This window comes from bacterium, from assembly GCA_016708315.1.
Taxonomy (GTDB): domain Bacteria; phylum Zixibacteria; class MSB-5A5; order CAIYYT01; family CAIYYT01; genus JADJGC01.
Genome location: JADJGC010000007.1, coordinates 49,915 through 75,959 on the forward strand (window position 1 = coordinate 49,915; position 26,045 = coordinate 75,959).

26 protein-coding genes are annotated in these 26,045 nt (G+C 51.2%); 22 read left to right on the forward strand and 4 right to left on the reverse strand.

The annotated features are described in order from the left end of the window. Positions 1-105 precede the first annotated feature (105 nt). The 3 genes from IPH59_08150 to rseP are packed head-to-tail and all read left to right on the forward strand — an operon-like array spanning position 106 to position 2,949. Positions 106-702 carry a peptidylprolyl isomerase gene (locus tag IPH59_08150; GenBank protein MBK7091678.1) on the forward strand — a complete coding sequence of 199 codons (597 nt, stop codon included), beginning with the start codon at positions 106-108 and terminating at the stop codon, positions 700-702. Beyond that, complete coding sequence (locus IPH59_08155; GenBank protein MBK7091679.1) at positions 699-1,871, forward strand: 1-deoxy-D-xylulose-5-phosphate reductoisomerase; 1,173 nt, start codon at positions 699-701, stop codon at positions 1,869-1,871. The genes IPH59_08150 and IPH59_08155 overlap by 4 nt, the downstream gene beginning before the upstream one ends. Before the next feature lie 7 nt (positions 1,872-1,878). Further along, complete coding sequence (rseP, locus tag IPH59_08160) at positions 1,879-2,949, forward strand: RIP metalloprotease RseP (protein ID MBK7091680.1); 1,071 nt, start codon at positions 1,879-1,881, stop codon at positions 2,947-2,949. Between the two features lie 14 nt (positions 2,950-2,963). Here rseP and IPH59_08165 read toward each other — a convergent pair whose 3' ends face one another. Next, positions 2,964-3,827 (reverse strand): transporter, encoded by an 864-nt coding sequence (locus IPH59_08165; GenBank protein ID MBK7091681.1) that lies wholly within the window; start codon positions 3,825-3,827, stop codon positions 2,964-2,966. A 96-nt stretch (positions 3,828-3,923) separates the two neighbouring features. Here IPH59_08165 and IPH59_08170 point away from each other — a divergent pair, with 96 nt between their 5' ends. The 5 genes from IPH59_08170 to IPH59_08190 are packed head-to-tail and all read left to right on the forward strand — an operon-like array spanning position 3,924 to position 8,910. Beyond that, a complete protein-coding gene (locus tag IPH59_08170; protein MBK7091682.1) occupies positions 3,924-4,598 on the forward strand; it encodes a metal-dependent transcriptional regulator in 675 nt (224 codons plus the stop codon). 11 nt (positions 4,599-4,609) lie between these two features. Beyond that, the gene (locus tag IPH59_08175) at positions 4,610-5,488 is read left to right on the forward strand and encodes a zinc ABC transporter substrate-binding protein (protein ID MBK7091683.1); all 879 of its coding nucleotides are present in this window, start codon (positions 4,610-4,612) and stop codon (positions 5,486-5,488) included. Beyond that, the gene (locus IPH59_08180; GenBank protein MBK7091684.1) at positions 5,488-6,261 is read left to right on the forward strand and encodes a metal ABC transporter ATP-binding protein; all 774 of its coding nucleotides are present in this window, start codon (positions 5,488-5,490) and stop codon (positions 6,259-6,261) included. The genes IPH59_08175 and IPH59_08180 overlap by 1 nt, the downstream gene beginning before the upstream one ends. Continuing rightward, positions 6,239-7,633: a metal ABC transporter permease gene (locus IPH59_08185; GenBank protein MBK7091685.1), complete on the forward strand. Its 1,395-nt coding sequence runs from the start codon at positions 6,239-6,241 to the stop codon at positions 7,631-7,633. The genes IPH59_08180 and IPH59_08185 overlap by 23 nt, the downstream gene beginning before the upstream one ends. Beyond that, complete coding sequence (locus IPH59_08190) at positions 7,630-8,910, forward strand: metal ABC transporter permease (protein ID MBK7091686.1); 1,281 nt, start codon at positions 7,630-7,632, stop codon at positions 8,908-8,910. The genes IPH59_08185 and IPH59_08190 overlap by 4 nt, the downstream gene beginning before the upstream one ends. Before the next feature lie 21 nt (positions 8,911-8,931). Here the strand turns inward: IPH59_08190 and IPH59_08195 are convergent, their stop codons facing one another. Further along, entirely contained in the window at positions 8,932-10,059 is a 1,128-nt protein-coding gene (locus IPH59_08195; protein MBK7091687.1) for a hypothetical protein, read from the reverse strand. 137 nt (positions 10,060-10,196) lie between these two features. Here IPH59_08195 and rlmD point away from each other — a divergent pair, with 137 nt between their 5' ends. From rlmD to IPH59_08250, 11 genes are all read left to right on the forward strand, one after another. Next, positions 10,197-11,591 (forward strand): 23S rRNA (uracil(1939)-C(5))-methyltransferase RlmD, encoded by a 1,395-nt coding sequence (rlmD, locus tag IPH59_08200; protein MBK7091688.1) that lies wholly within the window; start codon positions 10,197-10,199, stop codon positions 11,589-11,591. An 86-nt stretch (positions 11,592-11,677) separates the two neighbouring features. Continuing rightward, on the forward strand, positions 11,678-13,390 hold the full coding sequence (locus IPH59_08205) for a DUF885 domain-containing protein (GenBank protein MBK7091689.1): 1,713 nt from the start codon (positions 11,678-11,680) through the stop codon (positions 13,388-13,390). Positions 13,391-13,588: 198 nt separating this feature from the next. Beyond that, positions 13,589-14,698, forward strand: coding sequence for a hypothetical protein (locus IPH59_08210; GenBank protein ID MBK7091690.1), 1,110 nt, complete (start codon positions 13,589-13,591; stop codon positions 14,696-14,698). Then, positions 14,698-16,833, forward strand: coding sequence for an AAA family ATPase (locus IPH59_08215; protein ID MBK7091691.1), 2,136 nt, complete (start codon positions 14,698-14,700; stop codon positions 16,831-16,833). The genes IPH59_08210 and IPH59_08215 overlap by 1 nt, the downstream gene beginning before the upstream one ends. A 211-nt stretch (positions 16,834-17,044) precedes the next feature. Continuing rightward, a complete protein-coding gene (locus IPH59_08220; GenBank protein MBK7091692.1) occupies positions 17,045-17,287 on the forward strand; it encodes an acyl carrier protein in 243 nt (80 codons plus the stop codon). Next, on the forward strand, positions 17,284-18,468 hold the full coding sequence (locus tag IPH59_08225) for a hypothetical protein (GenBank protein MBK7091693.1): 1,185 nt from the start codon (positions 17,284-17,286) through the stop codon (positions 18,466-18,468). The genes IPH59_08220 and IPH59_08225 overlap by 4 nt, the downstream gene beginning before the upstream one ends. A 5-nt stretch (positions 18,469-18,473) precedes the next feature. Then, positions 18,474-19,484, forward strand: a complete 1,011-nt coding sequence (locus tag IPH59_08230) for a hypothetical protein (protein MBK7091694.1) — start codon at positions 18,474-18,476, stop codon at positions 19,482-19,484. A gap of 20 nt (positions 19,485-19,504) precedes the next feature. After that, complete coding sequence (locus tag IPH59_08235; protein ID MBK7091695.1) at positions 19,505-20,113, forward strand: acyltransferase; 609 nt, start codon at positions 19,505-19,507, stop codon at positions 20,111-20,113. A gap of 100 nt (positions 20,114-20,213) precedes the next feature. Next, on the forward strand, positions 20,214-20,699 hold the full coding sequence (locus IPH59_08240; GenBank protein ID MBK7091696.1) for an HIT domain-containing protein: 486 nt from the start codon (positions 20,214-20,216) through the stop codon (positions 20,697-20,699). Continuing rightward, positions 20,696-21,658, forward strand: a complete 963-nt coding sequence (locus IPH59_08245; GenBank protein MBK7091697.1) for a hypothetical protein — start codon at positions 20,696-20,698, stop codon at positions 21,656-21,658. Before IPH59_08240 ends, IPH59_08245 begins: the two co-directional genes overlap by 4 nt. Then, positions 21,645-22,145, forward strand: a complete 501-nt coding sequence (locus IPH59_08250) for a hypothetical protein (GenBank protein ID MBK7091698.1) — start codon at positions 21,645-21,647, stop codon at positions 22,143-22,145. Before IPH59_08245 ends, IPH59_08250 begins: the two co-directional genes overlap by 14 nt. Here IPH59_08250 and IPH59_08255 read toward each other — a convergent pair. Continuing rightward, positions 22,142-22,864 (reverse strand): UDP-2,3-diacylglucosamine diphosphatase, encoded by a 723-nt coding sequence (locus IPH59_08255; protein ID MBK7091699.1) that lies wholly within the window; start codon positions 22,862-22,864, stop codon positions 22,142-22,144. The genes IPH59_08250 and IPH59_08255 overlap by 4 nt on opposite strands. Positions 22,865-23,289: 425 nt before the next feature. Between IPH59_08255 and IPH59_08260 the strand changes: the two genes are divergently transcribed. From IPH59_08260 to IPH59_08270, 3 genes are all read left to right on the forward strand, one after another. Beyond that, positions 23,290-23,574, forward strand: coding sequence for a hypothetical protein (locus IPH59_08260; protein ID MBK7091700.1), 285 nt, complete (start codon positions 23,290-23,292; stop codon positions 23,572-23,574). 112 nt (positions 23,575-23,686) lie between these two features. Next, positions 23,687-24,331, forward strand: coding sequence for a hypothetical protein (locus IPH59_08265; protein ID MBK7091701.1), 645 nt, complete (start codon positions 23,687-23,689; stop codon positions 24,329-24,331). 51 nt (positions 24,332-24,382) lie between these two features. Then, entirely contained in the window at positions 24,383-24,994 is a 612-nt protein-coding gene (locus IPH59_08270; GenBank protein ID MBK7091702.1) for a polysaccharide biosynthesis C-terminal domain-containing protein, read from the forward strand. Positions 24,995-25,017: 23 nt separating this feature from the next. Here IPH59_08270 and IPH59_08275 read toward each other — a convergent pair whose 3' ends face one another. Further along, positions 25,018-25,971: a DUF4872 domain-containing protein gene (locus tag IPH59_08275; protein MBK7091703.1), complete on the reverse strand. Its 954-nt coding sequence runs from the start codon at positions 25,969-25,971 to the stop codon at positions 25,018-25,020. Positions 25,972-26,045 lie beyond the last annotated feature (74 nt).

Here is a 26,045-nt window from a genome sequence, read left to right on the forward strand (position 1 = left end):
AGAATTGATATATTGAATTACTAACAACTTAACCTTCACTCAACTGAAGAGAGGATCAAAATGAAGTTTACCCTGAAAGTGATGATTGTGCTTATGGCGATGTTCATGACCGTCAATGCCGAAGATGCCAAGACGAAGAAACCGATCGTTGTCCTTGAAACATCTGAAGGCATTATCGAGCTTGAACTCTACCCGCAAGTTGCTCCACAGCATGTCGCCAATTTCCTTGAACTTGCCAATAAAGGCTTCTACAACGGCGTGATTTTCCATCGCGTAATGTCTGGATTCATGATTCAGGGCGGCGATCCGACCGGCACTGGTATGGGTGATTCAGGCAAGAAACTTAATGCGGAATTCAATGATTCGCTTCATCATGCCGGCACCCTTTCGATGGCACGCTCGCCACAGGGTCCGAATACGGCTTCGTGTCAGTTTTTCATCTGCCTTGAGGACGCGCATTTTCTTGATCACAAATACACGGTGTTCGGCAACACGATCAAGGGATTTGACGTCGTTCAAAAGATCGGAAAAACCCAAACATCCGGCAGTAATGACAGAATCAGAAGTGACGCCGCTTGGAAAGCTGAGTTGTTGAAGAAAAAGACCGAAGGCGCCGATGTCTATCTTGATCCCCAAGGCACTCCAGCTCCCGATCGTCCGTTGAAGACGGTCAAGATTATCAAGGCCTACGAAAAGAAGTGAGACGAATAGCCGTCTTCGGCTCGACCGGATCTATCGGTGCGAGTCTCCTTGATATTGTCCGAAACAATCGGCAGCACTACCAGATAGTGCTGCTCTCCAGCAATCAGAATCACAAACTCCTGTTCGAACAAACGCAGGAGTTTGCTGTTGAAAACGTCCACCTGTTCGATGAATCTGCGGCTTCCGTAGCGAACTCGACACTTCCTACCGGAATCCATTTACATTCTGGGCATTCCAGTGTTTCGAAACTGATCGATAACTTGCACTGCGACATTGTAGTCAACGCCATTGTCGGCGCAGCCGGTCTCGAAGTCTCATACTATACTCTCAATCGCGGACTCAACCTCGCTCTCGCAAATAAAGAGTCAATGATCGCCGGTGGAGAATTGCTTAACGAAACCGCCGCTCGTAAGGGTGCTACAATCCTCCCGATCGACTCCGAACACTCGGCACTGTTCCAGTGCCTGCAATCCGGAAAACACTCCGAGGTCGAAAAGCTCCTACTTACGGCATCCGGTGGTCCATTTCGCCAGCGTCCCTTTGACACCTTCGAAGACATCACTGTAGCTGAGGCGCTCCGTCATCCCAAGTGGTCTATGGGCAGCAAAATTACCATCGACTCAGCGACCATGATGAACAAGGGCCTCGAAGTTATCGAGGCGCATTACTTATTCAACATCGATGTCGACTCCATCGAAATCGTCATCCACCCTCAATCAATTGTCCATTCAATGGTGCAGTTCCATGACGGTTCCGTTATTGCCCAGCTTTCGCCTCCTGATATGCGGCTGCCTATCGCTTATGCCTTGGAATACCCAAGTCGTCTCTTGACCAACCTTCCGCGACTCGATATCTCCGCTCCTTTCAGTCTTGATTTCGCACCACCAGACATTCGCCGATTTCCGTCGATATCGTTGGCATACAACGCCTTGCGCGACGGTGGGTTCGCACCGCTGACTCTCAATGCCGCCAACGAAATTGCAGTCGCAGCTTTTCTTGCGGAAGAGATTAAATTTACCGAAATTCCGGCGATTGTAGAACAGGCGCTCGGAATGCCGATTTCAGGATCGCCAATGAATCTTGGCGACTTGTTGGAAGCCGATCTCAAGGTCCGCAAAGCAACCGAAGCGCTCATTAGTGGCGGAACTTTAGCAAGAACAAGGCGTTAATAAAACCGTGATATTAGAAATACTCTCATTCATCTTCGTCCTCGGACTCCTCATATTCGTTCACGAACTTGGTCACTTTGCCGTAGCCAAGTGGTGCGGTATTCGCGTCGAAACTTTCTCACTGGGCTTTCCGCCTAAAATGATCGGTTTCCGCAAAGGCGATACCGAGTATTGTATCTCGTGGATACCGTTGGGCGGATACGTTAAGATGTCCGGTGAACGTCCCGACGAGGCCGACATCCACGGTCGTCCGTATGAGTTCATGTCAAAGCCGGCATGGCAGCGCGCCGCGGTGATTTTCGCCGGCCCTGCTATGAATTACATCCTCGCAGTATTCTTGCTGTTCGGAATCTATTTGGTCAATGGCCAGCCGAAGCCCAATCAAGCATCGGTGATTGGTACCGTCGTCGAAGGCGATCCCGCTGCCGCGGCAGGACTTCAGGCTGGAGATCAGATCATCGCCGTTGATGATTCACCGATATCGACCTTTGAGGAAATGTACGGTCTGGTCACCGTCAAGCCTGCACAGGAAATCAAACTCACTTGGCTGCGCGGCGCTGACACCATGTACGCTTTCACTACCACGCGCCCCGACACAGTGATGAACATGCAGGGCGAGGTCGAGACTATCGGCAAAATCGGAGTTTCGCGCCAAATCGAATACGAAAGCATGGGATTTTTCGCCTCGCTCAAGGGCGGCTTTGATATGGCGAATTTCTACGTATTACAGATCTTCCAATTCCTGAAAGACGTCATCTCCGGTTCGGTCTCTTCCAAACTAATTGGCGGACCGCTTTTCATCGCTCAAGCCGCTGGGGAAGCCGCCAAACAGGGACTGTTGCCTCTGTTGTTCTTGGCTTCGATTCTTAGTGTCAATCTCTGCGTCGTTAACTTGGTGCCAATTCCCGTACTCGATGGTGGCCAGCTCCTTTTCCTCTTGATTGAAAAGATCAAAGGCAGCCCCGTCTCCATGAAGGGGAGAGCCATCGCCCAACAGGTCGGCTTCGTTTTTCTAATCATATTGATCATCTTCGTAACCAAGAACGACATCTGGAGAATCAACATCTTCGGTTGGTAGTCGATCGCCCGCTTTTACAGTCTAAACGAGAACCCCAGGAACGGCGTGAAGTCATCCGCGTATCTGTTTAACCCTAAATTCACTCCCAAATCAAGCTGCACGTTTTCACCGATTGCGAATGTCAATCCGGTATCAAACGTCGGCACCCACGGTTGATTTCCGGCCAAATCTACGCTTTGAAACAACTCGACATACCATCCGAAAATCCGGCTCACATCCACTGCGGTCGTTGCCGAGGTAACAAGCTCCAGATGGTGTCCGTCACCGCCTTCATCTGATACATAGTCAAACTCGACCATTACGCCTGCACCCATCCTCTCATTGATTGCAAAGCCCGCTGGCACAATCAGTCCACCTTCCCAGTTGTCCGATGTCGCCTCGTCGGCCCCGATCGGAATCGTAACATATGGCATCAATGCGAACGCAGAGCCTCCGTCGTCATTCCCCTTCAAGTTGATCTTGACGCGTATTTGTGGGTCACCAAATTCTACCGCCGGGTACTTACTTTGACCAACCGATGAATCGTCCTCGAACCACTCACCACCTGCTGAACGATTGTACTCAAACCATCGACTTTCGCCGGTATACATCAGCAGGAGTTGAACATCCACATTGTCGGACACTCCGTACTTTGCCAGTCCGCCAAAATCTCCGGTTCGAAGAAACTCCTTAGTCCCTCCGGCAAGCTCACTATTCCGAAACGCCATGCTGAACGGTTGAAGCTCAAACTGAAATCGCCCCTTTTCGACCGTATATGGGCTCTCCGTTTTGTCTGGTCGATCTGTGCTTAAGTCTCGCTTGAATTCGGCGCTTGCTGGATTCGCCCCTATTGCAAATAATCCTATCGCTACTACCATTATGAGTGCTTTTCGGTGCATCTGCCTCTCCCTGTCAAAAATAATTGAATTAATTGCTCAACTTTGTCGTATAATATACGAAACGATATTTAGGCATAACTAAATAAATTAGTAGGTATGACAAAAAACTCGACTCGCAGCTCAATCTCAACCGAAGATTACCTCAAAGGTATCTATCGGTTGACCGGTGAAACTGAAGAATTCGCCACTACCAACGCTATTGCCGAATCATTGGGCATCTCCGCGCCATCTGTAACGGGTATGCTCAAGAAACTCGCGCAATCTCGCTTGGTGAAACACAGCCCGTATCATGGCGTTCGGCTGACCGAAGCCGGCCGCAGCCGCGCCGTCAAAATTCTTCGCCGCCACCGATTGGTTGAGCTGTTTCTGCAGAAATGTCTGCGTATGAGCTGGGATGAGATTCATCAGGAAGCAGAAGTCCTCGAACACGCACTCTCAGAACGGCTCGAATCGCGCATCGACGAATGGCTCGGGCATCCGCGCTTTGATCCGCATGGCGCTCCCATTCCTGATGCCGACGGAAACATCATTCCTCGCAAAGTCCTCAAGCTTTCCGATATCGAGACTCGATGCGATGCCGTCGTCGCGCAAGTTATGGGGCAAGACTCCGAGTTACTCGGCTACTTCGAAGAACGGCGCATACTTCCCAATCGCCGCATCACCGTTCTGGAGAAAGAGAAGTTTGGCGGATCGCTCAAAGTGCGTGTCTCGGGTAAAATTCAATTCGTCGGCCTCAAGGCCGCGCAACAAGTATTGGTTGAACAAATCTAAGGAGTATAGAAATGCGTTTTGCATTGATTGGAATCTTAGTACTAACAATGGCACAATTTGGATTGGCCGCTGGGATACCGCGCGCTGTGGCCACCACGACTATGATCTACGATTTAGTAAAGCAAATCGGCGGTGACAAGGTTGAAGTCCGCGGCCTCTTGGCTGCTGGCGCCGACCCACATACGTATAAACCTGTTCCCGGTGATGCCATGGCTATTGCCGAATCGCAAATTGTCTTCCGCAACGGCCTCAAACTCGAAGGCTGGATGGACAAACTCGTGGAAAACGCCGGCGGCCAGAGACCGATCATCACCGTCAGCGACGGAATGCCTGCAGTCGATGACCCGGCACAAGCCGGCCATCCCGATCCCCACATCTGGTTCAGCATTCCTTCTTGGAAACTTGCTGTCGACAACGTAGTGAAAGCACTTTCCGATCTCGCCCCAGAATCCAAAGACCTTTTTCTTGCTCGCGCAGTTTCCTACAAGAGGGAACTTGACTCGTTGCATAATTGGGCGAAGATCGAAATGGCAAAGATTCCCGAATCGCGTCGCTATCTCGTCACCTCCCACGACGCCTTCAACTACTTCGGCAAAGAATACGGCCTGACCGTTATCGGCGTACAGGGTATCTCCACCGAGACCCAAGCCAGCAGTCAAGACGTTGCCGGCATTGTGAAATTCATCAAACAGCATAGCATCCCGGCGATCTTCGTTGAGACTTCCGTAAATCCCAAATTGATCGAGGAAATCTCCCGCCAATCCGGCGTCAAAGTCGGCGGTACCCTTTACGGCGATTCAACCGGCCCGGTCGGAAGTGGAGCCGATACCTACATCGGCATGATCTCCTCAAATGTGCGAACCATTGTGGCGGCCTTGGGAGGGAAGTAATGACCGTTCCTCCGATTGAAATCCACGACTTGACGATTTCGTATCACAAGCGCCCTGTGTTGTGGGGAATCGACCTCGATATTCCCGAGGGCGCACTCGTCGGAATCATCGGCCCCAACGGAGCAGGGAAGTCCACCCTTATCAAAGGCGTGATGGGTATGCTGCCATTGGCTTCGGGATACGTGAAGATTTACGGTGAAGAACTCCAGCGTCGCCGAAAAGATATCGCTTACGTTCCACAGCGCGAATCAGTCGATTGGGATTTTCCGGTTACGGTTCGTGATGTTGTCATGATGGGGCGCTACGGTGAACTATCGCTATTCGGGCGTCCAAGCAAGGCAGACAAGGCAAAGGTCGAAGAGGCACTTGATCAAATCGGAATGGCAGGCTATGCCGACCGTCAGATCGGAAATCTCTCTGGTGGCCAACAACAGCGCGTGTTTCTTGCTCGCGCTCTTGCGCAGGATGCCCGCATCTACCTGATGGACGAACCGTTCGTCGGCGTCGATGCCGCAACCGAGCGGGTTATCATCGACCTCTTGCGAGCATTGCGTTCCAAGGGAAATACCGTCGTTGTGGTCAATCACGATTTGCAGGCGGCAAAAGACTATTTCGACTATCTGCTGTTGATCAACATGCGCAAAGTCGCGTTTGGTCCAACTGCCGAAGTATTCACGCCCGAATTGCTGCAAAAAACTTACGGCGGTAAACTTACAATTCTAACTGAAGCCGCAGAAGCGACAAAACTCCATGGCGCGCTACCTAAGAAATAGTCTTCTCACAGCAACAGTTATCTTGATTCCGCACCTGCTTTTTGCTGCGCGGATTTCCGAGATACAGCAAACTTCGTTGATCGAGCAAATTACCGAGTTCTTCAGCCTCAGCTCGCCCACCGTAGTAAACACCTTGCTTGGCTGTACGCTCCTCGGAATCCTCGGCGGAGTACTGGGCTGCTTTCTAATCCTGCGCCGTATGGCATTGGTCGGCGATGCGCTCGGACATGCACTGTTACCCGGCATTGCCCTGGCATTCCTCGTTGTCGGTTCCAAATCGATTATTCCACTGTTTTTCGGCGCAGTCATTGCCGGTGTGCTCTACAGTCTTGTGCTGAGCTTTGTTCAACGGCAACGCCGGGTGAAACCGGACGCCGCCATCGGACTTACATTCACCGCTTTCTTCGGATTCGGAATTGTGTTGATGAGCTATATCCAGAGCTCAAGCACCGGCAGCCAATCAGGCCTCGACAAGTTCCTCTTCGGGCAGGCCGCCGCGCTCTCATCCGATGACGTCCAAATTGCCGCCGGCCTCTTGCTTGTATCAATTGCGCTCATCACGCTTTTCTTCCGTCAACTCAAAGCAATGTCCTTCGACCCAACCTTCGCGACCGCAATCGGACTCAACGTCAAGACGCTCCACTATGCTATGATGGTCTTCATTACCCTCGCCATCGTCGTTTCGGTGCAAGCTGTCGGTGTCGTGCTTGTCTCGGCGCTCTTGATTATTCCCGGCGCGGCGGCGTACTTGTTGGTCAAGCGACTACACATGATGATCATCCTTGCCGGAATGTTCGGTTTGGCTTCCGGCGTCATCGGTGCCTTCCTGTCTTATGTCCTCCCCGGAATACCGACCGGTCCGGTGGTCGTTCTTGCGGCTTCAGCCCTGTTCGGCTTGGTTATTCTCTTCGCTCCTAATGACGGCATCATTCCGCGAACGATCCGCCGTATCCGCCGTCGCCAGCGCATGGAACAGGAGAATCTTCTCAAAGCCGCGGTCGAGTTTGGTCAGGCAGACAAGGCAGGGGACAATTGGATCAGTGTCTCCGATTTCATCAAGTTCGATAACCGCGATCTCAAGAAACTACTGCCGTTGCTGAAACGACTGCATTCGAACCGCTTCCTGTTCTTTGATTCCCCGAGTCAGTTTCGGTTGACAGTCTCCGGTGCGGAAATCGGTGAGCGCGTCCTGCGCAATCACTTGCTGTGGGAAATATATCTTTCTGAATTCACCGACATCGGCACCGACCACATTCACTATGACGCCGAACGTATCGAGCATGTCCTGACTCCGGATATTGTAGCACATCTTGAGGCTACTCTCGGAAAACGCACACTTGGCGGAGTCGATCCGCATCGGAGCCCGGCATGAGTTTGCACCAGATGTTCATCGAACCCTTGACCTATGCTTGGATGATCAAAGGCCTCCTGATCGCATGCCTCGTAAGCTTGGCTCTCGGCCTCCTTGGATGCTTCCTTGTCCTTCGGCGCCTGTCACTGATGGGCGATGCGCTCGCACATACCGTCCTCCCTGGAATCGTCATCGCGTTTCTGATCTCCAACTCGCGCGCTTCGTTGCCACTGTTAATCGGCGCCAGCGTTGTTGGATTCATCACAACACTCTTGATCAACGGCATCCATCTCAAAAGCCGGGTAAAAGAAGATGCCGCTATGGGTATTGTCTATTCGACGCTCTTCGCTATAGGCGTCGTTCTCCTCACGGCATTCGCTTCCCATGTCGATCTCGACCCCGACTGCGTGCTCTACGGCGACTTGCTTGGCGTGCCCGAAACCTCAATTTGGGTAATGCTGACAGTGGCCGGGATGATAATCGTCGGAATAATTTTATTCTACAAACAGCTGCTCATCACCGCGTTTGATGCTCAGCTCTCAAATGCGCTGGGGATATCCTCAGCCTGGACACACTACATCTTCATGGGATTCTTGTCGCTTGTCCTGGTGACTTCCTTCGAAGCCGTAGGCTCTGTGCTGGTAGTCGCCATGCTGATCGCGCCCGGCGCGACAGCGCTCTTCTGGTCGGATCGCCTGCCCCGCATGCTCGTCATTGCAGGTGCCTTGTCAATTGTCTCAGCCGTTAGTGGTCTATACATCTCTGTCTGGCTTAACTGTTCGCCGGCAGGCGCCATCGTCTGCACGGCATTCATCTTTTTTGTAGTGTCCTTGCTCGTGTCGCCGCGCTATGGTCTGATTGCCCGCGCTTTGCGAGCTGCTCGTCTCCGCCGCAAGATTCTTCTCGAGAACATTTTGAAAGAAGCTGTCAAAGTCGCCGACTACTCAGAATCTCCAATCCCGCTTGCGACGCTTCAAGCGACGCTGAAAATGCCTGCAGGCGCTCTCTTGCGCGGATCTAAACGTCTCCAGCAACGCAAAGAGGCAACATTGACCAGTTCAACTCTCACTCTAACGCCGGCTGGAATTGCGGAAGGCGAACGCATTCTCCGTAATCATCGTCTGTGGGAACTTTTCTTGAGCAGGGAATTCGAATTGCCGGAGGACCATCTCCATCGTGACGCCGACGATATCGAACATATCATGACACCGGAACTTGCTGCTGCGTTGGCGGTTCACTTGGACGATCCCAGACTTGACCCGCACGGCAAACCAATTCCGCCGTCCCGATCAAACTAATAATCGTCGTTCCTGTAAAGGCTATTCAGTTTTCTTTGCTGTGTCAGCGGCAGCGGAATCTACTCCGTCGCGCGCGTCCACTTCCAGTCCCCGGAAGTCCGGCTGCGAAATAGCCAACCGAGTCCGGAAATCACCTTTGGCAACGCTGAGAATTGATTTGAGTGAACCAATCATCGGGTCTGCCGCATCCTTGTAACGCGTATACGGATCGAAATCTCCTGCGAACAGTACCCCCCCAGCTTCGCCGATTACGACATACATCGCAAAATCGGTATTGATCCTCCCGCCTCCCATTGCCAATGGGTGCTTGCCCAGAACTTGAAATGTCAACTGCGACAAGCCTGCCTTCAATGGCACAAAAGCAAACCTCCCACTCAAATGCCGATAGTCTTTCGCCGGACCCGCTTTGTCACCCCACGATTCTGGCAACTTTGAAACAGCAATATTCGTTGAGTGCTCCACTACAAATTGCACTTGTGTATAGAGCGAAACATGACACTCCAGATCAAAATCAACGAATACCGTGTCCTTGAATCCGGCTCCAGGCGTAATCTTGAACGTTGAGCTGAAATGACGGTCTTGAAGTCTCTTCGCCTCCCATTGATTGATAGGGAACTCCACCACGATTGGAACTTCATTTTGCCGGCTGTGTGGCGGTACCAATGTGGTGCGGCATGTTTCAGTTGGTCCTGCGCAAATAGTCTTTCCGTCCTCACTGATCGCAAAAAATATCGTTCCGATCGCTGACCAGGATCTCTCGTTTTTCTTCTCAAATGCAATCTTGTGACTGCCGACCAGCGTTGGCGTGAACACGAAGCTAAACGACTTCACTGCGCCGGAATCAATCGGCGCTTCCCAGACGACCGTGTCCGGGAAGATTGGCATCGTATATATGTCACCCTTCGTGACGCGGAACACCATAGTTTCATTGCTTTGGAGATGGTTCACCAGTTCGACACGAAGCGTGCATGGCTTGGTCAATTCAGGAGTAGCGCTGAATCTAATCTCGCCGCCGATTGGTTGCGGCTTCTGACTTACCTTGCCCGTGAGCGATGGCTTAATAACGGCCGGATTTGCTCCAACCAGATTTGCTGCGACCGCGAAACCGGTGGCAATTATCCCAATCGCGATTACTCTACATAGACTCATCGTAGTTTCAATCCTCTTTAGTGTGTAGCGCTGATGCTGTTCACAATATTCTACAACGCCAATTATACACATTCCTTTATCGACCGACATCCGTTTTCTCGGTTGCCGAACGCTCCAATTTCACTATGTTGCCCCTCATGATTGAGAAGCTAAGAAAATTCGACACCATCGAAGTCGAAATCGAAGACCTTGCCCTCACCGGCAAATCTATTGGTCACCATAACGGCATGGTCATTATGTCCGATCAGGGACTTCCCGGGGAACGAATTTCCTGCCAGATCACTATGACCAAACGTCGCTATGCCTTTGCCCGCTTCAAGGAATTGCTTCGGCCGTCTCCTCGCCGGATTGAACCTCGCTGCTCCAATTTCACCCGCTGTGGCGGATGCACTTGGCAGAATCTTGAATACTCCGACCAGATCGAGTTTAAAACACGATTCATCAAAGAAGCTATCGCGCGAATCGGCAAGCTGTCCAACATCCCGATCGAGCCTCCGGTCGTGGCCGGCGAGACTTTCTACTATCGCAACAAGATGGAATACACCTTTGGACATCATGATGACGATCCCGCTGTCGGTATGCACGTTCGCGGGCGCTTCGACAAGGTCTTCGACCTGAAAGAATGCTACCTTCAATCCGAACAATCCGTGCAGGCATTGGAAGTTGTGCGCAGCGCCGCCATCGATCTGCAGATCCCCTTTATGAATGAGCGCACCGGCGAAGGCGAATTGCGCTTTCTGGTTGTACGCGAGGGAAAACTCACCGGCGATTTCATGCTCAATCTGGTGACATTCAACCGCGAATTTGCCGGCCGTGACGAGTTGTTTGCAAGAATTGTCAGGAGCGTGCCTGGTCTGACTTCATTCTTTCACACAGTCAATGGCAAAAAGGCAAATGTCGCCATCGGCGATGAGTTGATACCGATTCATGGCAAAGATCACCTTACCGAAACAATCGGCGACCTCGAGTTTCGTATCACTCCATTTTCCTTCTTCCAAACTAATAGCCGCCAAACTAAAGCCCTGTATAACGTCATTCTTGATCATGTAGCTCCAAAACCTAATCAACAACTATTGGACCTCTTTTGTGGTTGCGGCACCATTGCTCTCTATCTCGCTCGTCAGGTAGGTGGCGTGCTGGGAATCGAACTCAACGCCGAAGCCATCGAAATGGCGAAGCAAAATGCCGCCTTGAACAAAATCGATAATGCCGAATTCATAGCCGGAGACGTCCGCAAACTCCTTGTCGAGCTATCCCAGTCTGAACGACACTTCGACACGATCATCACGGACCCGCCGAGGGCTGGGATGGAGCAAAAAGCTATCCAGCGAATTGTCCGACTCAAAGCTGACAAGATCGTCGCAGTCTCTTGTAATCCAGCTACATTGGCTCGCGATCTCGAACTATTCGCCGAAGCTGGCTATGTCACGCAGCGCGTCACTCCGGTAGACATGTTTCCGCAAACGGCACATATCGAAGCCGTCGCCACTTTGCTACGCGACCCCGATTTCCAGCCTCCAACTGAGGAATAATCTTGAGTTTCCGGTCTCAGTATTGAAGTTGACTGTAGAATCGAATATGATAGATTCCTGATCACATAACGATTATGGAGAAACGAATGACTCGAATTTTGACACTCTGCGGCTTGCTGATATTACTCGTCCTTGTTCCTACTACCAACGCCGCTCCCAAGCTGACCGCCGAAGAACAACTTCAGAAAATCGCTGAAGATTATCTGATAATCCAATATGAGTTTGATCCTGTCCATGCAACAGAAATGGGTGAACACCGCTATGACGGACGCTATCCCGATTTCTCAACCGGTGCCATCAACCGTATGGTCAACAAACTCCGTCAAGTCAAAGCGAATCTCAAGAAGATTAAACTCGCGGAATTGAGCACTGACGCCAAAATCGACTTCATGTTGTTGGATTCAAACATTGATACTCAGGTGATCTACCTGACCAGTACAATCCTCTACCGTGATAATCCGAAGCTCTACAGCTCGACCGCAATCAACGGCATCTACTTGATTATGTTGTCGCAATCTCTCAGCGTGACAGAACAATTGACCCTGATTCTCGAACGACTATCCAAACTGCCCGATTTCTTGATTGCCGGTGAGAAGCAAATCAAGAATCCACCCCAGGTCTGGAGCGTATTGGCAAAGGATGAATCTGACAACGCCACAACTTTCTTAAACGATGTCTCAACCTTCTACAGTGCGCAGGTGCCGGAGCGACAGAGTGAAATAGATGTCAAGTTCGCTGCTGCCGCTGGAGCATTTCAGGACTACTCCGATTTCCTCAACGACTATGTTGAGCGCGAGGGCCAATCGTTTGCCATCGGCAGAGAGGTCTACAATCGTCTCTTGACGACGCAGTACTTCCTCGACTTCAATGTCGATTCGCTGTTGAGGTTCGGCGAGACGATGTTCGCCCAAGCCAATACTACTTATGACTCTCTGGCCTCGATTGTCGACAGCCTTCCTCCGGTGGAGGAGCGGAATACTTTCATTCCCAGCACTTTTACGCGCGACGATGTGCTCGACTACTTTCAATGGGAGATTGAGCAGGTGAGAAACTGGGTGGTCGAAAACGACTTCGCCACGATCCCGGCAGATATCGGCGACTGCATTCCAGTAGAAACTCCGCAGTTTCTTGCAAATATAATTGGCGGCATTGCCTACCAGCCGCCGGGTGCATTCGAGCAGGTCCAAACCGGCAGATTCTATGTGCGTCCGCTCCCTGATTCGCTGGATGACGCTAATCGCTCCGCGCTTTTCCGTTATTGCTATCGACGTGGTTTCCGCTCATCGACCGTGCACGAGGCCTATCCAGGCCATCATATGCAGCTCCAGCTAGCCAACCGCAATACCTCGCTTATCCGCCGTATTCAACGCAACGACCTTTTTGTCGAGGGCTGGGCTCTTTACTGCGAAGAAGCCGTCTATAATGCCGGATTTTACGGCAAAGACGTCCGCCAGCAACTGGCAATTGCCGGTGGCATTCGTTTCCGCGCCGCTCGAATCATTGTCGATGCCAGGCTTCAGACCGGGCAATTCACCTATCAGCAAGCTATTGACTGGATGGTTGAGAAGCTCGGCTCTTCAATCGAATACATCGAAAAGGAAGTCAGTCGATACACGCTTACTCCAACTGTCCCAATGACATATCTGCTCGGGAAAGAACAGCTAAAAGAGATTCGCACCTCATTGCAGCAGCGGATGGGAAGTGAATACTCGACGAAACGGTTCCATGATCTACTCTTAAATGAGGGAGCCATTCCGCCGGTGTTAATCTCGCGCAAAGTGAACGACTTGATTCTCTAATACCGCTCAATTCAGCGTCCAATTCTTCCGATAACTTAAAAAGACAAGGCGTTCGTGTGCCCGGAATTGTTCATTCCCGGTGCCGAGTGCTTGTCGTTCTGCAAGTGCCGAACGAACAATAACTTAACAGGTTCGCCCTTCCACTCTGCGAGAATGGCAGTTGCGCAGTATCGGGCGATCAGGCGGAGGCTGACTTATATGGCTAAAATCCTTCTCGCGTCCGATTTTCAACTCGGTCGTCAGTTTCCCGGACTCGGAAAATCCGGCGATCTCGTTCGCAAGGCGTTGAAGGACGCTCTTGAAAAATGCGTCTCTCAAGCATTAGAGTCGAGCGTTGACCTGTTGGTTGTAAGCGGCAATCTGTTTGCCACAAATCTCGTATCGCGAAATCTGGTAGACTTTGTCTATCGACAAGCCGAACGTCTTGGGCGTATCCCGTTCGTAATCGTGCCTGGAAGTCTTGACTGCCTCGATGACAACTCGATTTACCATCACTTGCCAGTGGAAAACCGGCCCGACAACATCTGTGTGCTTGGTGCCGACCACGAATGCACGATCAATTTTGCAGATTCAAACATCACCGTCTATGGTGTCCCTGACTACGGACCGGATGCCCCTCAAAGCGGCTGGCGAGTTCCGCAGCGAGCCAATTTCGAAGGTGCTCATCTTCTCATTGTCGCTAACCGTGAAGCATTCGAGGTCGCTCAGGTAGGACTGCTCAGCCCGATGATGCAACAGGTAGTCCTTAAAGACAGTTTCGACGTCGTCGGAATCGGCGGCAATCCGGATTTCAAGCAGTGGGCTACCAAGGTCTACTCCAGCGGGGCAGCCGAAGTGCTAAATTTTGACTCCACCGAAAGCGGACTCTGTTTGATGCTGGATGTTGAAGTCGGACACTTAAACGCCGAACCTAATCCGATTGGCGAACTCAACTGGAAGAGACTCGTTATCGACACCACCAAATTTCTTTACAATATCGAAATCGAACGCGAACTGCAGAAACTCGCCGGTGACCACACATTGCTGAGAGTTGAGATTTCCGGTTCCGGCAGTGGCGAAGGATTCCTCGATCTCTCCGGATTGGAGCGATCTCAAGCCAATCATTTCTGTCATTTGCAGATTTGCGATCAACGCAATCTATCCGTCGCCGGATTCGGCCCCAATAACGACAGCGGCGGCAGCCTGATCGGCGAATACACAGCATTACTCTCGGATAGTATCAACAAAGCCCCGGGCGAGTTGAAGTCCAAATACATTGAAGCCATGTCCACCGGACGCGCGCTTCTATCGGGCAAGGATGTGATCTAATGAAAATATTGCGACTCGAAATCAAGCGCTTTGGTCGCTTCGAAGACCAGACCTTTGAGTTTGCAGACGGAATCAATATCGTAGTTGGAGGCAATGAATCTGGCAAAACGACTATTGCCGAAGCCATTTGTGCCGTCTTGTTTGAAGATCCTGCACGCCTCGCTCCCACGATCAGCCGCTTTTCGAATTGGAAATCAGAACATCCTTTCCTGCTGCACTTCGAATACGTCTCCGACAATCGACACTACCGACTTACCAAGGATGTCTCCACGGAATTGTCCATGCTCGAAGAAGTGGAAACCGGCACTCGTTGGAACTCGCACAAGGAAGTTCAAGAGCAGATATACAAGGCTCTCGGATTCACCGAGCGCGATTTCTTCGAAGCAACGGCGTTCTTGCGACAAGGCGATCTTGCACGCGTCACTCGCCACGCCAATCTTGTCAAAGACAAACTGGAACGCCTGTTCAATAGCAACAAAGATGAAGTTCTCGCCTCGCGCCTGCTGGAAAAACTTGGCGCGCGCGTTCACGAACTCGAGGGCGGTGATTCTCAGGGCGGGGAAATAGTACAAATTCAAAAACGTATCGCCGGATTGGAAGCAGAATTACAGACCGCCAAATCAAAAACCGCAGAATTGCTCGAGACTCGCAAACGGGTCCACACCAACAATGTCGAACTTCAGGATTCGCAACTGCGTTTCGACGAGCAGCACGAGCGATTCAAGAAAAGTAAACTGGCGTTTGAAGCGTCACAGAATCTTGAAAAAGAACGTGAGCTGTATCTCGATTTAACCCGCCGTACTCGCGAGGCGCAGGAAATCAAGAACATGATCACGACCAAGAAAGACACTCTTAAGTCGCTCACCCGAATCGAACGTGCAGACCTAAAGACCTGCGAAAGCCTGGCGACTCAACGGACCATCTACGAAGGAAAAGTCCAGGACTTTGAGCAACGCCTCGAACGCGAGCGCGAATCTATCGATCAGGCAACACCGAAAGGGTGGTATCGCTACATTGTCGGTGGCGCCTTGGCAGCCGTCGCGGCTGGTGTAGTCGTGTATCTCAATGCAAAAGACCCGCTATTCTTAGCATCCGCCGGTGCAGCATTTGTCGTGGCCATTGCCGCCGCTGGACTGTGGTTCTCCGGGCAGCGCGCGTTCAGCGCAGCTCAAGCCAAATATTCCGAAGTCAAAACCCGGCTCGAAGATGAACGCGAGACCTTGCACAAAAACGTTGAGACTCTTGATGCTCTTCTGCGCCGTTTCAAGGTCAAAGACGTTGATGAAATGGCCGAAAGTTACGAGCAGTACCGCGATCTTGACCGCGATGTTAAGAATATGGTCGTTCGTTACGAAGCAATTCTCGGCGAAAACAACCTCAAGGATCTTGAAATCGACCTCGCAAAAATCACCGACAAGATGAACGAGCAGGGCAAGATATTTGAGCAATATCGCTCTTACGCCGTTTCTGCCGTTGACTTGGAAGGGCTCCAGCGCGAGGTCGCCGAGTTGGATCGGAAACTGACACGGCTGCGCGAAGAAGCGAAAATGCTCAACCACAAGCTCGAGTTCCTTGAGTCAGGTACTGATATCATGGCGCCCCTGCAGGAACGTATCGAAGAAGGCAAGCGCAAGGCTGAGTTATTGCGCAATGAATCAGAACAACTCAAGATCGTTGCCCGCTACCTTGAAGAAGCGCGGCGCAAAGTGCTCAAGAGTTCAATTGAGCTATTGGAAGAGGAGTCATCCTCCTATCTCAGCGCGCTCACTGCTGGTAGTTGGTCCAAAGTTCGCCTTGACCGGCACAGCCTCGCCTGTGAAATCTCTTCCGACGGAATCAACTGGCACAATAGCGAAAGTTCGCTGTCAGTCAGTGCCGCCGATTCGCTGCATATATCGCTGCGTTTGGCAATGGTCAAAGTTCTGGTAAATGACCGAAAACCGCCGTTGGTTATGGAAGACCCGTTCGTCAATCTCGACAAGGTAAGACGGTCCGAAGCCGAACGTGCGCTTCGCGCAATCTCCGAGGACTTCCAAGTTGTATTCTTGACGGCTGACCAGCATTATCGCGATTTCGGCGATCACGTCCACGAGCTGACGACCACCGCTCAGCGGCCATCAACCGTCGCCGTCTAATCGGCCGGAACGGCATTCTTGATGATTGTCACCCGCCCCGTAACTCGGGGCGGGTGATTTGGTTTAGTTCGCTTAACAGATTCCGAATCCTTGGATTCGGTGACGCCCTGCTTGAGACAATCAGCCTTGACAAGCACCGACTCTGGGTGTAATTTGCCACGAATTTCCATTCCCATCATACCCCGACAGAGGACAAATTGTAGTGGTCGAAATGAGTAAGATTCTTGAACAAGTAGCTGATGTTGTACGTGAAAGCGGAAGGGTGACCGGCGAAATCCCCGAGTCCAGCGATCTCTATGCTGAAGTCGGCGTCGAATCAGTCAATTCAATTGCCATCCTACTCGCGTTAGAAGAGAAGTTCGCTATCACAATCGATGATACGGAATTTGTTAAGGCTCGGACTTTAACGGAACTCGTCAAGTTAGTTGCCGCCCAAACGGGAGAAACTATATGAAAACGCTCGAAATCGCCATTGAAGGTGCCATCCCGACAGACGTCGGTATCGAGATTGCCAAGAGAGCCTGCTATTGCGATCAATTGATCACTAGTTGTCGATTTATCGAAGCTGGAGGCATCCTTCATATAGAGCTGCAGGACAACGCTAATCTTGAGGACGTAGAAATCAAGGCCCGCAAGCTCGTTGCCAAAATGAAATCCGGGCGCCTTCAAATCAAACCGGAAATTATTCGTCAACGAGAAACCACTCGTTCCTCCTTGTTTGCTGCGTCGGGAGCTGACTACACGGGTCTCTATCGACAAGGACTTGGAACAATGGCTAGGGGCGAAGAATTCCTTGAGATTTTAGCCCGAATCGACCGCCTTTTTCAGCGGCTCGGTGTCGAGCACTTCGGTGCCGTGCCACAGGAGTATAACGTCCTGATCCCAACCGACTGGCTGCGTAAGGCTGGATATCTCAGTTCTTTTCCCCACTCGCTGACATTTGCGATTCACCTCAAGGAAGACTACGATGGCATCGCCCGGTTCTCAGAGCGGCATGCCGGTCTAAAGGAACTCAACCTCGATTCAATCGACGAATTCGAGACACCAGAGTATTGCCTTTCGCCAGCAGTATGTTATCACACCTACGGGCTCCTTTCGTCGACTCATTTCACCCCAGATGACAACGGCCTAAAAGTATTCACTGCTGTGAACAGGTGCTTCCGCTACGAATCTAAGAACATGGCTAACGTCGAGCGTCTTTGGGAATTCAGCATGCGTGAGATTGTTCTCGTTGGAGAACGAGACCGCGTCCTTAAGGAGCGCGAACGCGGCCTTGATATGATCTGGAAAATGGTGGAAATGTTTGATCTCACCGCCTTCATCGAGACGGCTGTCGATCCATTTTTCACGTCAGACTTCCAGTCTAAGCGCTTTTTCCAACTCGCCAACCAGCTCAAGTACGAACTACGAATGCCGGTTCGCGATAATGACACAATTGCAGTCGGTTCTTTCAATTACCATGAGGACTTCTTCGGCGACCGATTCGGAATTCAGACCGCCGACGGCTCACGCGTCCATACCGGCTGCATCGCTTTCGGACTTGAACGCTTCGTGCATGCAGTCCTTCTGCAACTCGGTGTCGACGAGACCCGATCGCGCCTGCAAGCTGCCGAACAGCTCTTTCTTGGGAAATGAGTCACTTGGAAACTCCAGTATCGCCTGCGCCGGGATTCCGATTTGTTTTTAATCCGGACCTCAATGTCGTTTCCGACCTGATTGTCAGGACCTGGGAGCATCCGTGTTGGAAATACGACCCTGGTCTTCTTGAACTCCACATTATGCGTCCCACTGGCGACCCGACACTCACGGTAGGGCAGATCGATGAAAAGGGGAATCTCGCCTCGTATGTCGCATTCATGCCATTCGACGTCGAGTATTTTGGGAAGTCCTACCGCGCGGTCTTTTGCAGCTTCATGACTGTCGCTACAGAATACCATGGCAAGGGTCTTAACGGTCCGCAACAAGTCGCGCTATTGCAGAAATCGATGGAGCGCGACTACGATCTGTACATTGTGATATGCGAAGATGGCGCCGTCTCCAACATCTCGCTGGAACGAATCTTCGCCAAGCGTGATCGCAAACTGCAACTCGTCAAGAATCTCGGTTACATCGGCGCGCGTAGAGATCTTTTGCAACCGGTTCTTTCAACCCAGCCCTCGGCGCACACCCGCCAGATGGTCAGAAACGATCTCGCTTCTGTCAGTGTATTAGCTGCCGAGATCGGCAGAGGTTGCGATCTGCGCAGGATCATCAGTCCGCTCGATGTCGAATTCCTTTTCATTGATCGACCGCACACTAGCTCATTCGTTTACGAATCGGCGGGCAAGACTCGCGCTTTCGCGAACCTGCTATTGCTCGAAGTCCTCGACAAGGAGGCTTCGCTCAACCTTTACTTCGAGAATGTCCACTTCGGTGATCTCAATGAGTCCGAGCAGATTGAATTTATGGGCGACTGTCTGACTCACTTGCTGGGAACTGGCTTCCGTATGGCGATTCTGCCGGATATCGGCTACACCAATATCGAGCCATTTCGCAAACTGCGCTTCAGAGCCTTGCCGCGTCGTTTGAATCTCTATATGAGCGAGTTGAAGCCCGGCATCGTGCCGAACGGAATTCGCGACGTTAATCGTATCTACATGGACATCTATTAGGCGACGGGAGAAACACAGTTTTGCTTTCAGGATTCAAGGAACTGGTGCGATACACAATCATCGCCTTTTGGGGCATCCTCGCGCTTCCTTGGGCGGCGCTCTCTTTCATCGAAAAACGCGTCGGTCGAACTGAGAGTTTGTACCTTCTGGGAGCGCATACGATGTCGTTGATCCCTGGCTTTGCGGGCAAGTACGCTCGTGCCGCCTTCTATGTCATGACCCTCGACTATTGCCATCCTACAGCTATTGTCAGCTTTGGCAGCTTTTTCGCCACCAGAAAAGCTAGAGTCCAATTCAAGGCCGGCGTCGGTGAATACTGTATTATCGGTCTCGTCGATCTCGGCAAGCGGGTTCGTGTCGCAAGCAGGGTCTCCATCGTTTCGGGACTTCATGAACATGGCAGCACCGCTAAAATGGGCGATCTTCATTCTGGCGGAGCCGTTCGGAGAATTGAAATCGGAGATGAGGTCTGGATTGGCGAGGGTGCAATCATCGGTGCTGCTATCGGCGAGCACTCAATCGTCGGAATCGGCAGTGTGGTCGTCAACGATATCCCGGCTTGGAGCTTTGCAATGGGAAACCCTGCACGTATTCTCCCAGGTTCTCGCAAACCACAGAGCCCTTCCTAATCTCCTCTTTCTTCAAGACTCCTGCCATCCACCGAATGGCGGCTGGCATTCTTATATTCCGTTTGCTTGTCCATTTGGTCTTGCTTATAATTCCACTGCCATGACCAAGCACATGTTCGCCCCGTGGCGTGGAGATTTCATCCGCGGACCTAAAGAAAAGGGATGTGTCTTTTGCAGAATGGTCCGCGAAAAGAAAGACCGCCAGAACCTCATCCTCCACCGCGCAAAAAACTGCTTCATCGTGTTTAACCGTTATCCATACACTTCCGGCCACCTCATGATCGTTCCGAATTCCCATGTCGGTCACCTTGAAAAACTCAATCCTGCTATCCTCAATGAAATGATGGAGTTGGCTCAGTTTATGGTAACATCCCTTAAAAAGGAATTCTCGCCGCGAGGGTTCAACTTGGGGATGAATCTCGGTCGTTCCGCCGGTGCCGGTATTGCTGGGCACTTGCATCTTCACATCGTTCCTCGCTGGGCCGGCGATTCCAATTTCATGGCGACTACTGGAGATGTCCGCGTAATCTCGCTGTCGCTTGAGAGTGTCTATAAGTCACTTCAAAAGTATTTCCAGAACAAGTGAGCAGTCGCCGAATTCCGACCAAGCTGGAGTTGCTGCAACTCCAAAAGCTCTACCGCACAGACAAGAAAATCGGCCAAGCCCTCGGCGGAGTATCCGAGCAGCTGGTGGCTTATTGGCGTCGCAAAAAGGGCGTCGGCAAGTCAATATTCCCGAAGTACTCCTTTATGGAGATCAAAGAACTCTGGGAGCGCTACGGTGATGACGAGAAAGCCGGTGTCGAACTGCAAATCACCAAACAGGCTTTCTACCGCTGGCGCAAGAAATACAAACTCCTCGAGCGCCCAACGATTCTCAAACTCGAACAGCTCGAATTCAAGTTCTTCGATGAACAGCGCCTCAATCGCGGCGCTGGGCGAGAGACACCGGCACAGACTTACCTTCAGAAAATCGTCTCATATCATCTCAGCAACCGGTTCGCCAGGATTAATGAATCTGTTGAGATCATTCCCGATCTCTTTGTTCAAATGAACTCGACTGGCATTCAAGTCCACTCCGAGGGTAAAGTCCAAACCTTTCATACGATCGACGAGATGTTCGCGGACGGCTACTTCCAGCCCGGTCGTCTGATTCTCGCGGATTCATCTGAGGCCGCTGTTTTGGCAGTTACTTCTTCACTGGTCGAGATCGTGCCGACCGGCAAGCTCGACGCTTACAAAGATCGTCCAATGCCAATCTCGATTGTCCCGACGATACGAGTGGTTCTAACTGGTATTCAGCAGGGCAAACAAACCCCATTCGATTCAGCTTGCTGTATTTGGGAGTCGCTTCGCGGTGCACTTTCGCAGGCATTTTGTATCGAGTTGTGCGGAGGCGAGCGACTAACTCTCGAAGAGAGGATGGCGCTGCTTGCCTATACGCGCCTCCTCACGCAGAGACACGTCATCCTCGAACCGGACCAGACCTTTCTTGAACTATGTCACCCAATTTGGCGCGACTCGCTGGCCAGTGCCGTTTTCTGACAAACAGGTCTACTACTTGGATGATCTGACTGTCGCCATTGCTCGCACTCGTTCTTTGATTCGCTCCCTTGGACGAGACGAGTTTGTCGCCGACCTCACCGAATTCCAAGAGCGTCGCCTAAAACGCATCCGCATTGGACCAGTTTTGGGGGGAACTTTGGAGGACTTTCGCTTGATTGCCGCCGCGCTTAAAGATGGCGATGTCAAGTCAGGGGTTGAACTATCCGTCGTGCCGCGCAGCAAAGTCGTCTTCGTCGAAGCTCTTCGCCGAAAATATGTTCAGCGAATCGTCGAAGCCGGAGGATTTGTTGGTAACTTCGCCACCCAAGCGCCTCTGTCACCACTCGCCAAGGATGAATTTGAGCTCACCACCGAGATCAATCAGATCGGTAATTCCAACTATCTCGCTTCGGTGCCAACCATCGCCCAAACCTTGACGACGGGCAAGATCGCCAAGCGAGGACTCGAGTCGCCGCACGGCAACTAAATCATCGCCGACAGCTCGAATTTGCCGTTATCCAACCGGACATAGCTGAAGTAGTTCAGCCAGTCTCCGCAATTGATGTAGAAATTTCCACCTATGTCAACAAGCTCCGGCCAGTGGATATGTCCGCAGATGATGGCATGGTATCCTTCTGAAAACTTCTGACGCGCGAAATCGTGATACTCCGATACGAATTTGTCGCTCGGCTTCTGTTCGCCATAGTGCCTTGATCCTCCCGAAACCGCCAGCGCCAGTTTGTAAGCGATGGTTGTCGGAAGTTGACGGTAAAGTGCGATTCCGGCCCGGTTGCGCAAGACTCGTTTCAGCAACCGATACTTATAGTCCGAGGGCGCTATCCCGTCACCATGCAGCGCCAGGACCTTCCCGCGCGGAGTGTCGAGTACCAACTGATCCATTTCTACCTCAAATCCCAGCTCACTCTGCATAAAATCGCCAATCCAGAAATCGTGATTCCCGCAAATATAGGTGACTCTAACTCCACTCTTCACCAGATCGCGAAGTCTGAACAGAATCGAAAGGTTGTGCTTTGGGATCAGATAGCGATATTCAAACCAGAAGTCATAGAGATCACCAAGAATTATCAGGTGGCTAAGATCGCTTGAGATATTCGACAGAAACTTATCGAACAACTCGAGTTTGCGCTGATCACGGTCGCGATCGCGCTCTCCCAGATGAAAGTCGGATACAAAGTAGATGGCCATCAGCCCGAATCTACGCCACGGGAACGAAAGAGTAAAGCCAAAACTCCCCGGGTCCGGTTGTTCATTGTTGAAACATTTCGGCTTATCGAAAGCCGCCTTTCATACCCATTTGAAACATCGCATCCACTTCTTAGCCAAACCTATCTAACCCGCAACTCACAACGAGGTCGCTTTCCTGCAAACTCTGAACGACATGTCCGAGTCACCGTTACGTCCAAACTGTGATCTCCGAGTCGGACCATGCAAACTTGCGAAGTAAACTGCACCATCAAAGTCGTGAATTTCTGTGTTCCAAAATAAAGTATCTCTGCTTTGATCCGATACAATTAACTGTTAATGAAACTAACGAAGACAAATTTAGGACAAACAATACTTCAGGACGAAGTCACATTCACAACTATATCCTCATGCGAAAGGAGCAAAGGATGAATCGCAGAAGAAGAACCACCACGGCCCGCAAGAGCAGACGCACAACCACGTGGAATGCTCGCCCGACCGGAACAACCCGTCGCTTCAACACCAACAGCCGCACCAAGAACTGGACGCCGGTTGAAATCAACACGCTGAAGAAGATCTACCGCACCAATTCCAACGTGTCGATTGCCAAGAAGCTGGGTCGCACTGAAGGTTCTGTTCAGTACAAGGCCTCCAGCCTCGGCCTGCGCAAGAGCGCTCAGTACCTCAAGCAGATTCGCAATAACTGGGCTTAATTGTCCCTCGTTATTTAGTTCTTGCGACGGCGGCATTCATGTCGCCGTTTTTTTTGCATTGCACTCGGGCTCGCGAGGGAATATAGTGCCAGTTGTCCCAGGGAGACCGAACTTGCGTTTTTTTGAATCTACCATCGCTATCATCGCCACTCAGATTCTTGGGCTCGTATCCGTCTTCTTCCTGAATCTGCTCATTGCACGCAATTTCGGCGAAGCCGGCAAGGGCTACATCTCCCTTTTAATTTATCTGGCCGAAATCCTCTACGCGTTTTCCAATCTTGCCCTCGGTTTCACCGGCCAATACTTCATCAGCAAGGGATTAGCCCCGCCTCGAAAGTTGTTTTCCAACGTATTTGTCTATTCGCTAAGCGCCGGAATTCTGGTAGTAGGTTTTTTCGCACTAACGCACTCATTTTGGAGTGGCTACCTCCAAGATCTCAGCCTCAAAGAACTCCTGCCGGCTCTGCTTGTCGCGCTCCTGCTGCTCATTTATGAGCCGTGCAGCCAGATGCTGATTGCACTCGGCAAAATCGGCAAGCGTAGCGCCGTGGTGCTCTCTCAGAACTATCTGATGTTATTCTCACTTATGATTCTCGTCTGGGCAACAACCTGCCAAGTACAGCAAGCGGCCTGGCTCTACGTCGCGACCTATGGTGTCGGGGCACTTCTTGCCGTTGTCTTCTTAACAAGGGAAGTCGGCGCTCCCAATCAGCCCTCTGCAGAAGTCTTCAAGTCCTCGATGAAGTACGGCGGATAGATATTTGCCGCCAATTTCATCGGACTCCTCTACGCTCGCGTCGATTTCTTCATGCTATCTGCACTCGGCAGCATCGAAGCCGCCGGAGTTTATTCCGTCGCAATCGGGCTCACCGCGCCTCTGATGATGGTTAGTCTCGCAGTAAATACCATCTTCTATCCAAAAACATCGTCCGAAACCGATGCCGACGCAGCTGTCACTACGCCGTTCTATTATCGTCAGGCGCTCTTGGTCCAACTTGCCGGCTCCATCGGACTGGCAATATTTGCGCGCCCAGTTCTGAGTTGGTACGGCGCTGGATTCGTTGATGGTATTATTCCGATGCTTATCCTCCTCATCGCTGCCATTGGACGCGGATTAAACGGCATCTTAACACTGCACATTCTCGGACGCGGCAAATCGTTCACGAAATCGCTTGCGATGTTCTCCGCATTATGCGTCGCAATCGTGCTCAACTATTTCTTGATTCCGCGATATGGTATGATCGGCGCTGCGATTGCATCGTCTATTGCGGTGGTAACCGAAAACTTGATTCTCACTTATCTCTATCAGAATCTAGTCCACGGCAGGGCAGCGGACCTCTATCGCTTCGAAAAACGCGACTTCACTGCAACGATTCGCGAAGCTGCACGATTCGTTGGTCGATTGGTTTCGAAACAATAGGGTTAGAAGAAAGCCGAGGCTAATTAAAGGTCTTCCGCTTCAAATGAACTGAATATCTTTATCGCCCGAGTTTCCAACTGATAGATTTTCTCGAGCTTCTCTGTAGTGCCATTCAATTCGCCCGACCTTGCGTTGATTGCAATCTCTCGCCAGAGCGCCGCCGATTGTTCATACAGCGCCGATGACAATTCATAAATCGATCGCGCATAGATCTGCGACGCCTGATCAAGGAAATCAGCATACATCTTCCGGCCCAGCCCGCCGCCAGTGCCGGCCTTTTCGATCTGCTGGTACAACACTGTTTTGTCTTTGTAGTCTTCGATATGGTCGCGCAAATCGAAAATCTGCAGCAGATTGTATCCGTGCATGTGATTTTCGAACTTCCGGTAAACATTATACAGCGACTTCGTAATTGTCTCATCGATAAACGGACGCTCATTGAATCGCGCCAGACTCCAGCGTCTTCGCTGATGCGAAAACGGCGGAAACTGACTGCGACGCGCCTCAATAAACTTCTCAATGGGACACGATTGAATCTTCAGGAAACCGGTGTCAGCAACAAAGATATTGTCGTCATCATACCCGACCGGTATCACGCGATGTCCGGCGAAGTGAGTTTTTGAATCAAAATAGGGGAGGTGAAACAAATCGACTTGAACAATACAGGGCATTTGATTGTCAATCTGCGCCCTCAAGTCATCAAGGGCCGCTTCATCCGAAGCAAATTCCGCCATGTCGTACGTCAAATGCAGGTTCTTGCAAAAGGAGTCAACTAATCCGGACCCGGATCCTCCTAAATGAGGGTTGTCCAGCCCTTCAACGCGCCGAAATGTGAACCCCATCCCTTCGGCGATCCCATATATCCGGGATTCCGGGTAACGAAATCCATAGAAATTCAGAATATTACGTATTGCTGTGGTAATGCAATTGTTACCGGGCAGGTGCACAAAGTTTTGAATTTCATTACGTTTTGTCATAGCTATATTCTCACGTCGATTTGAAGATAGTTATTTGAAGTTTTAGAAAAAGAATAATCGAAAGGATAAGCAGT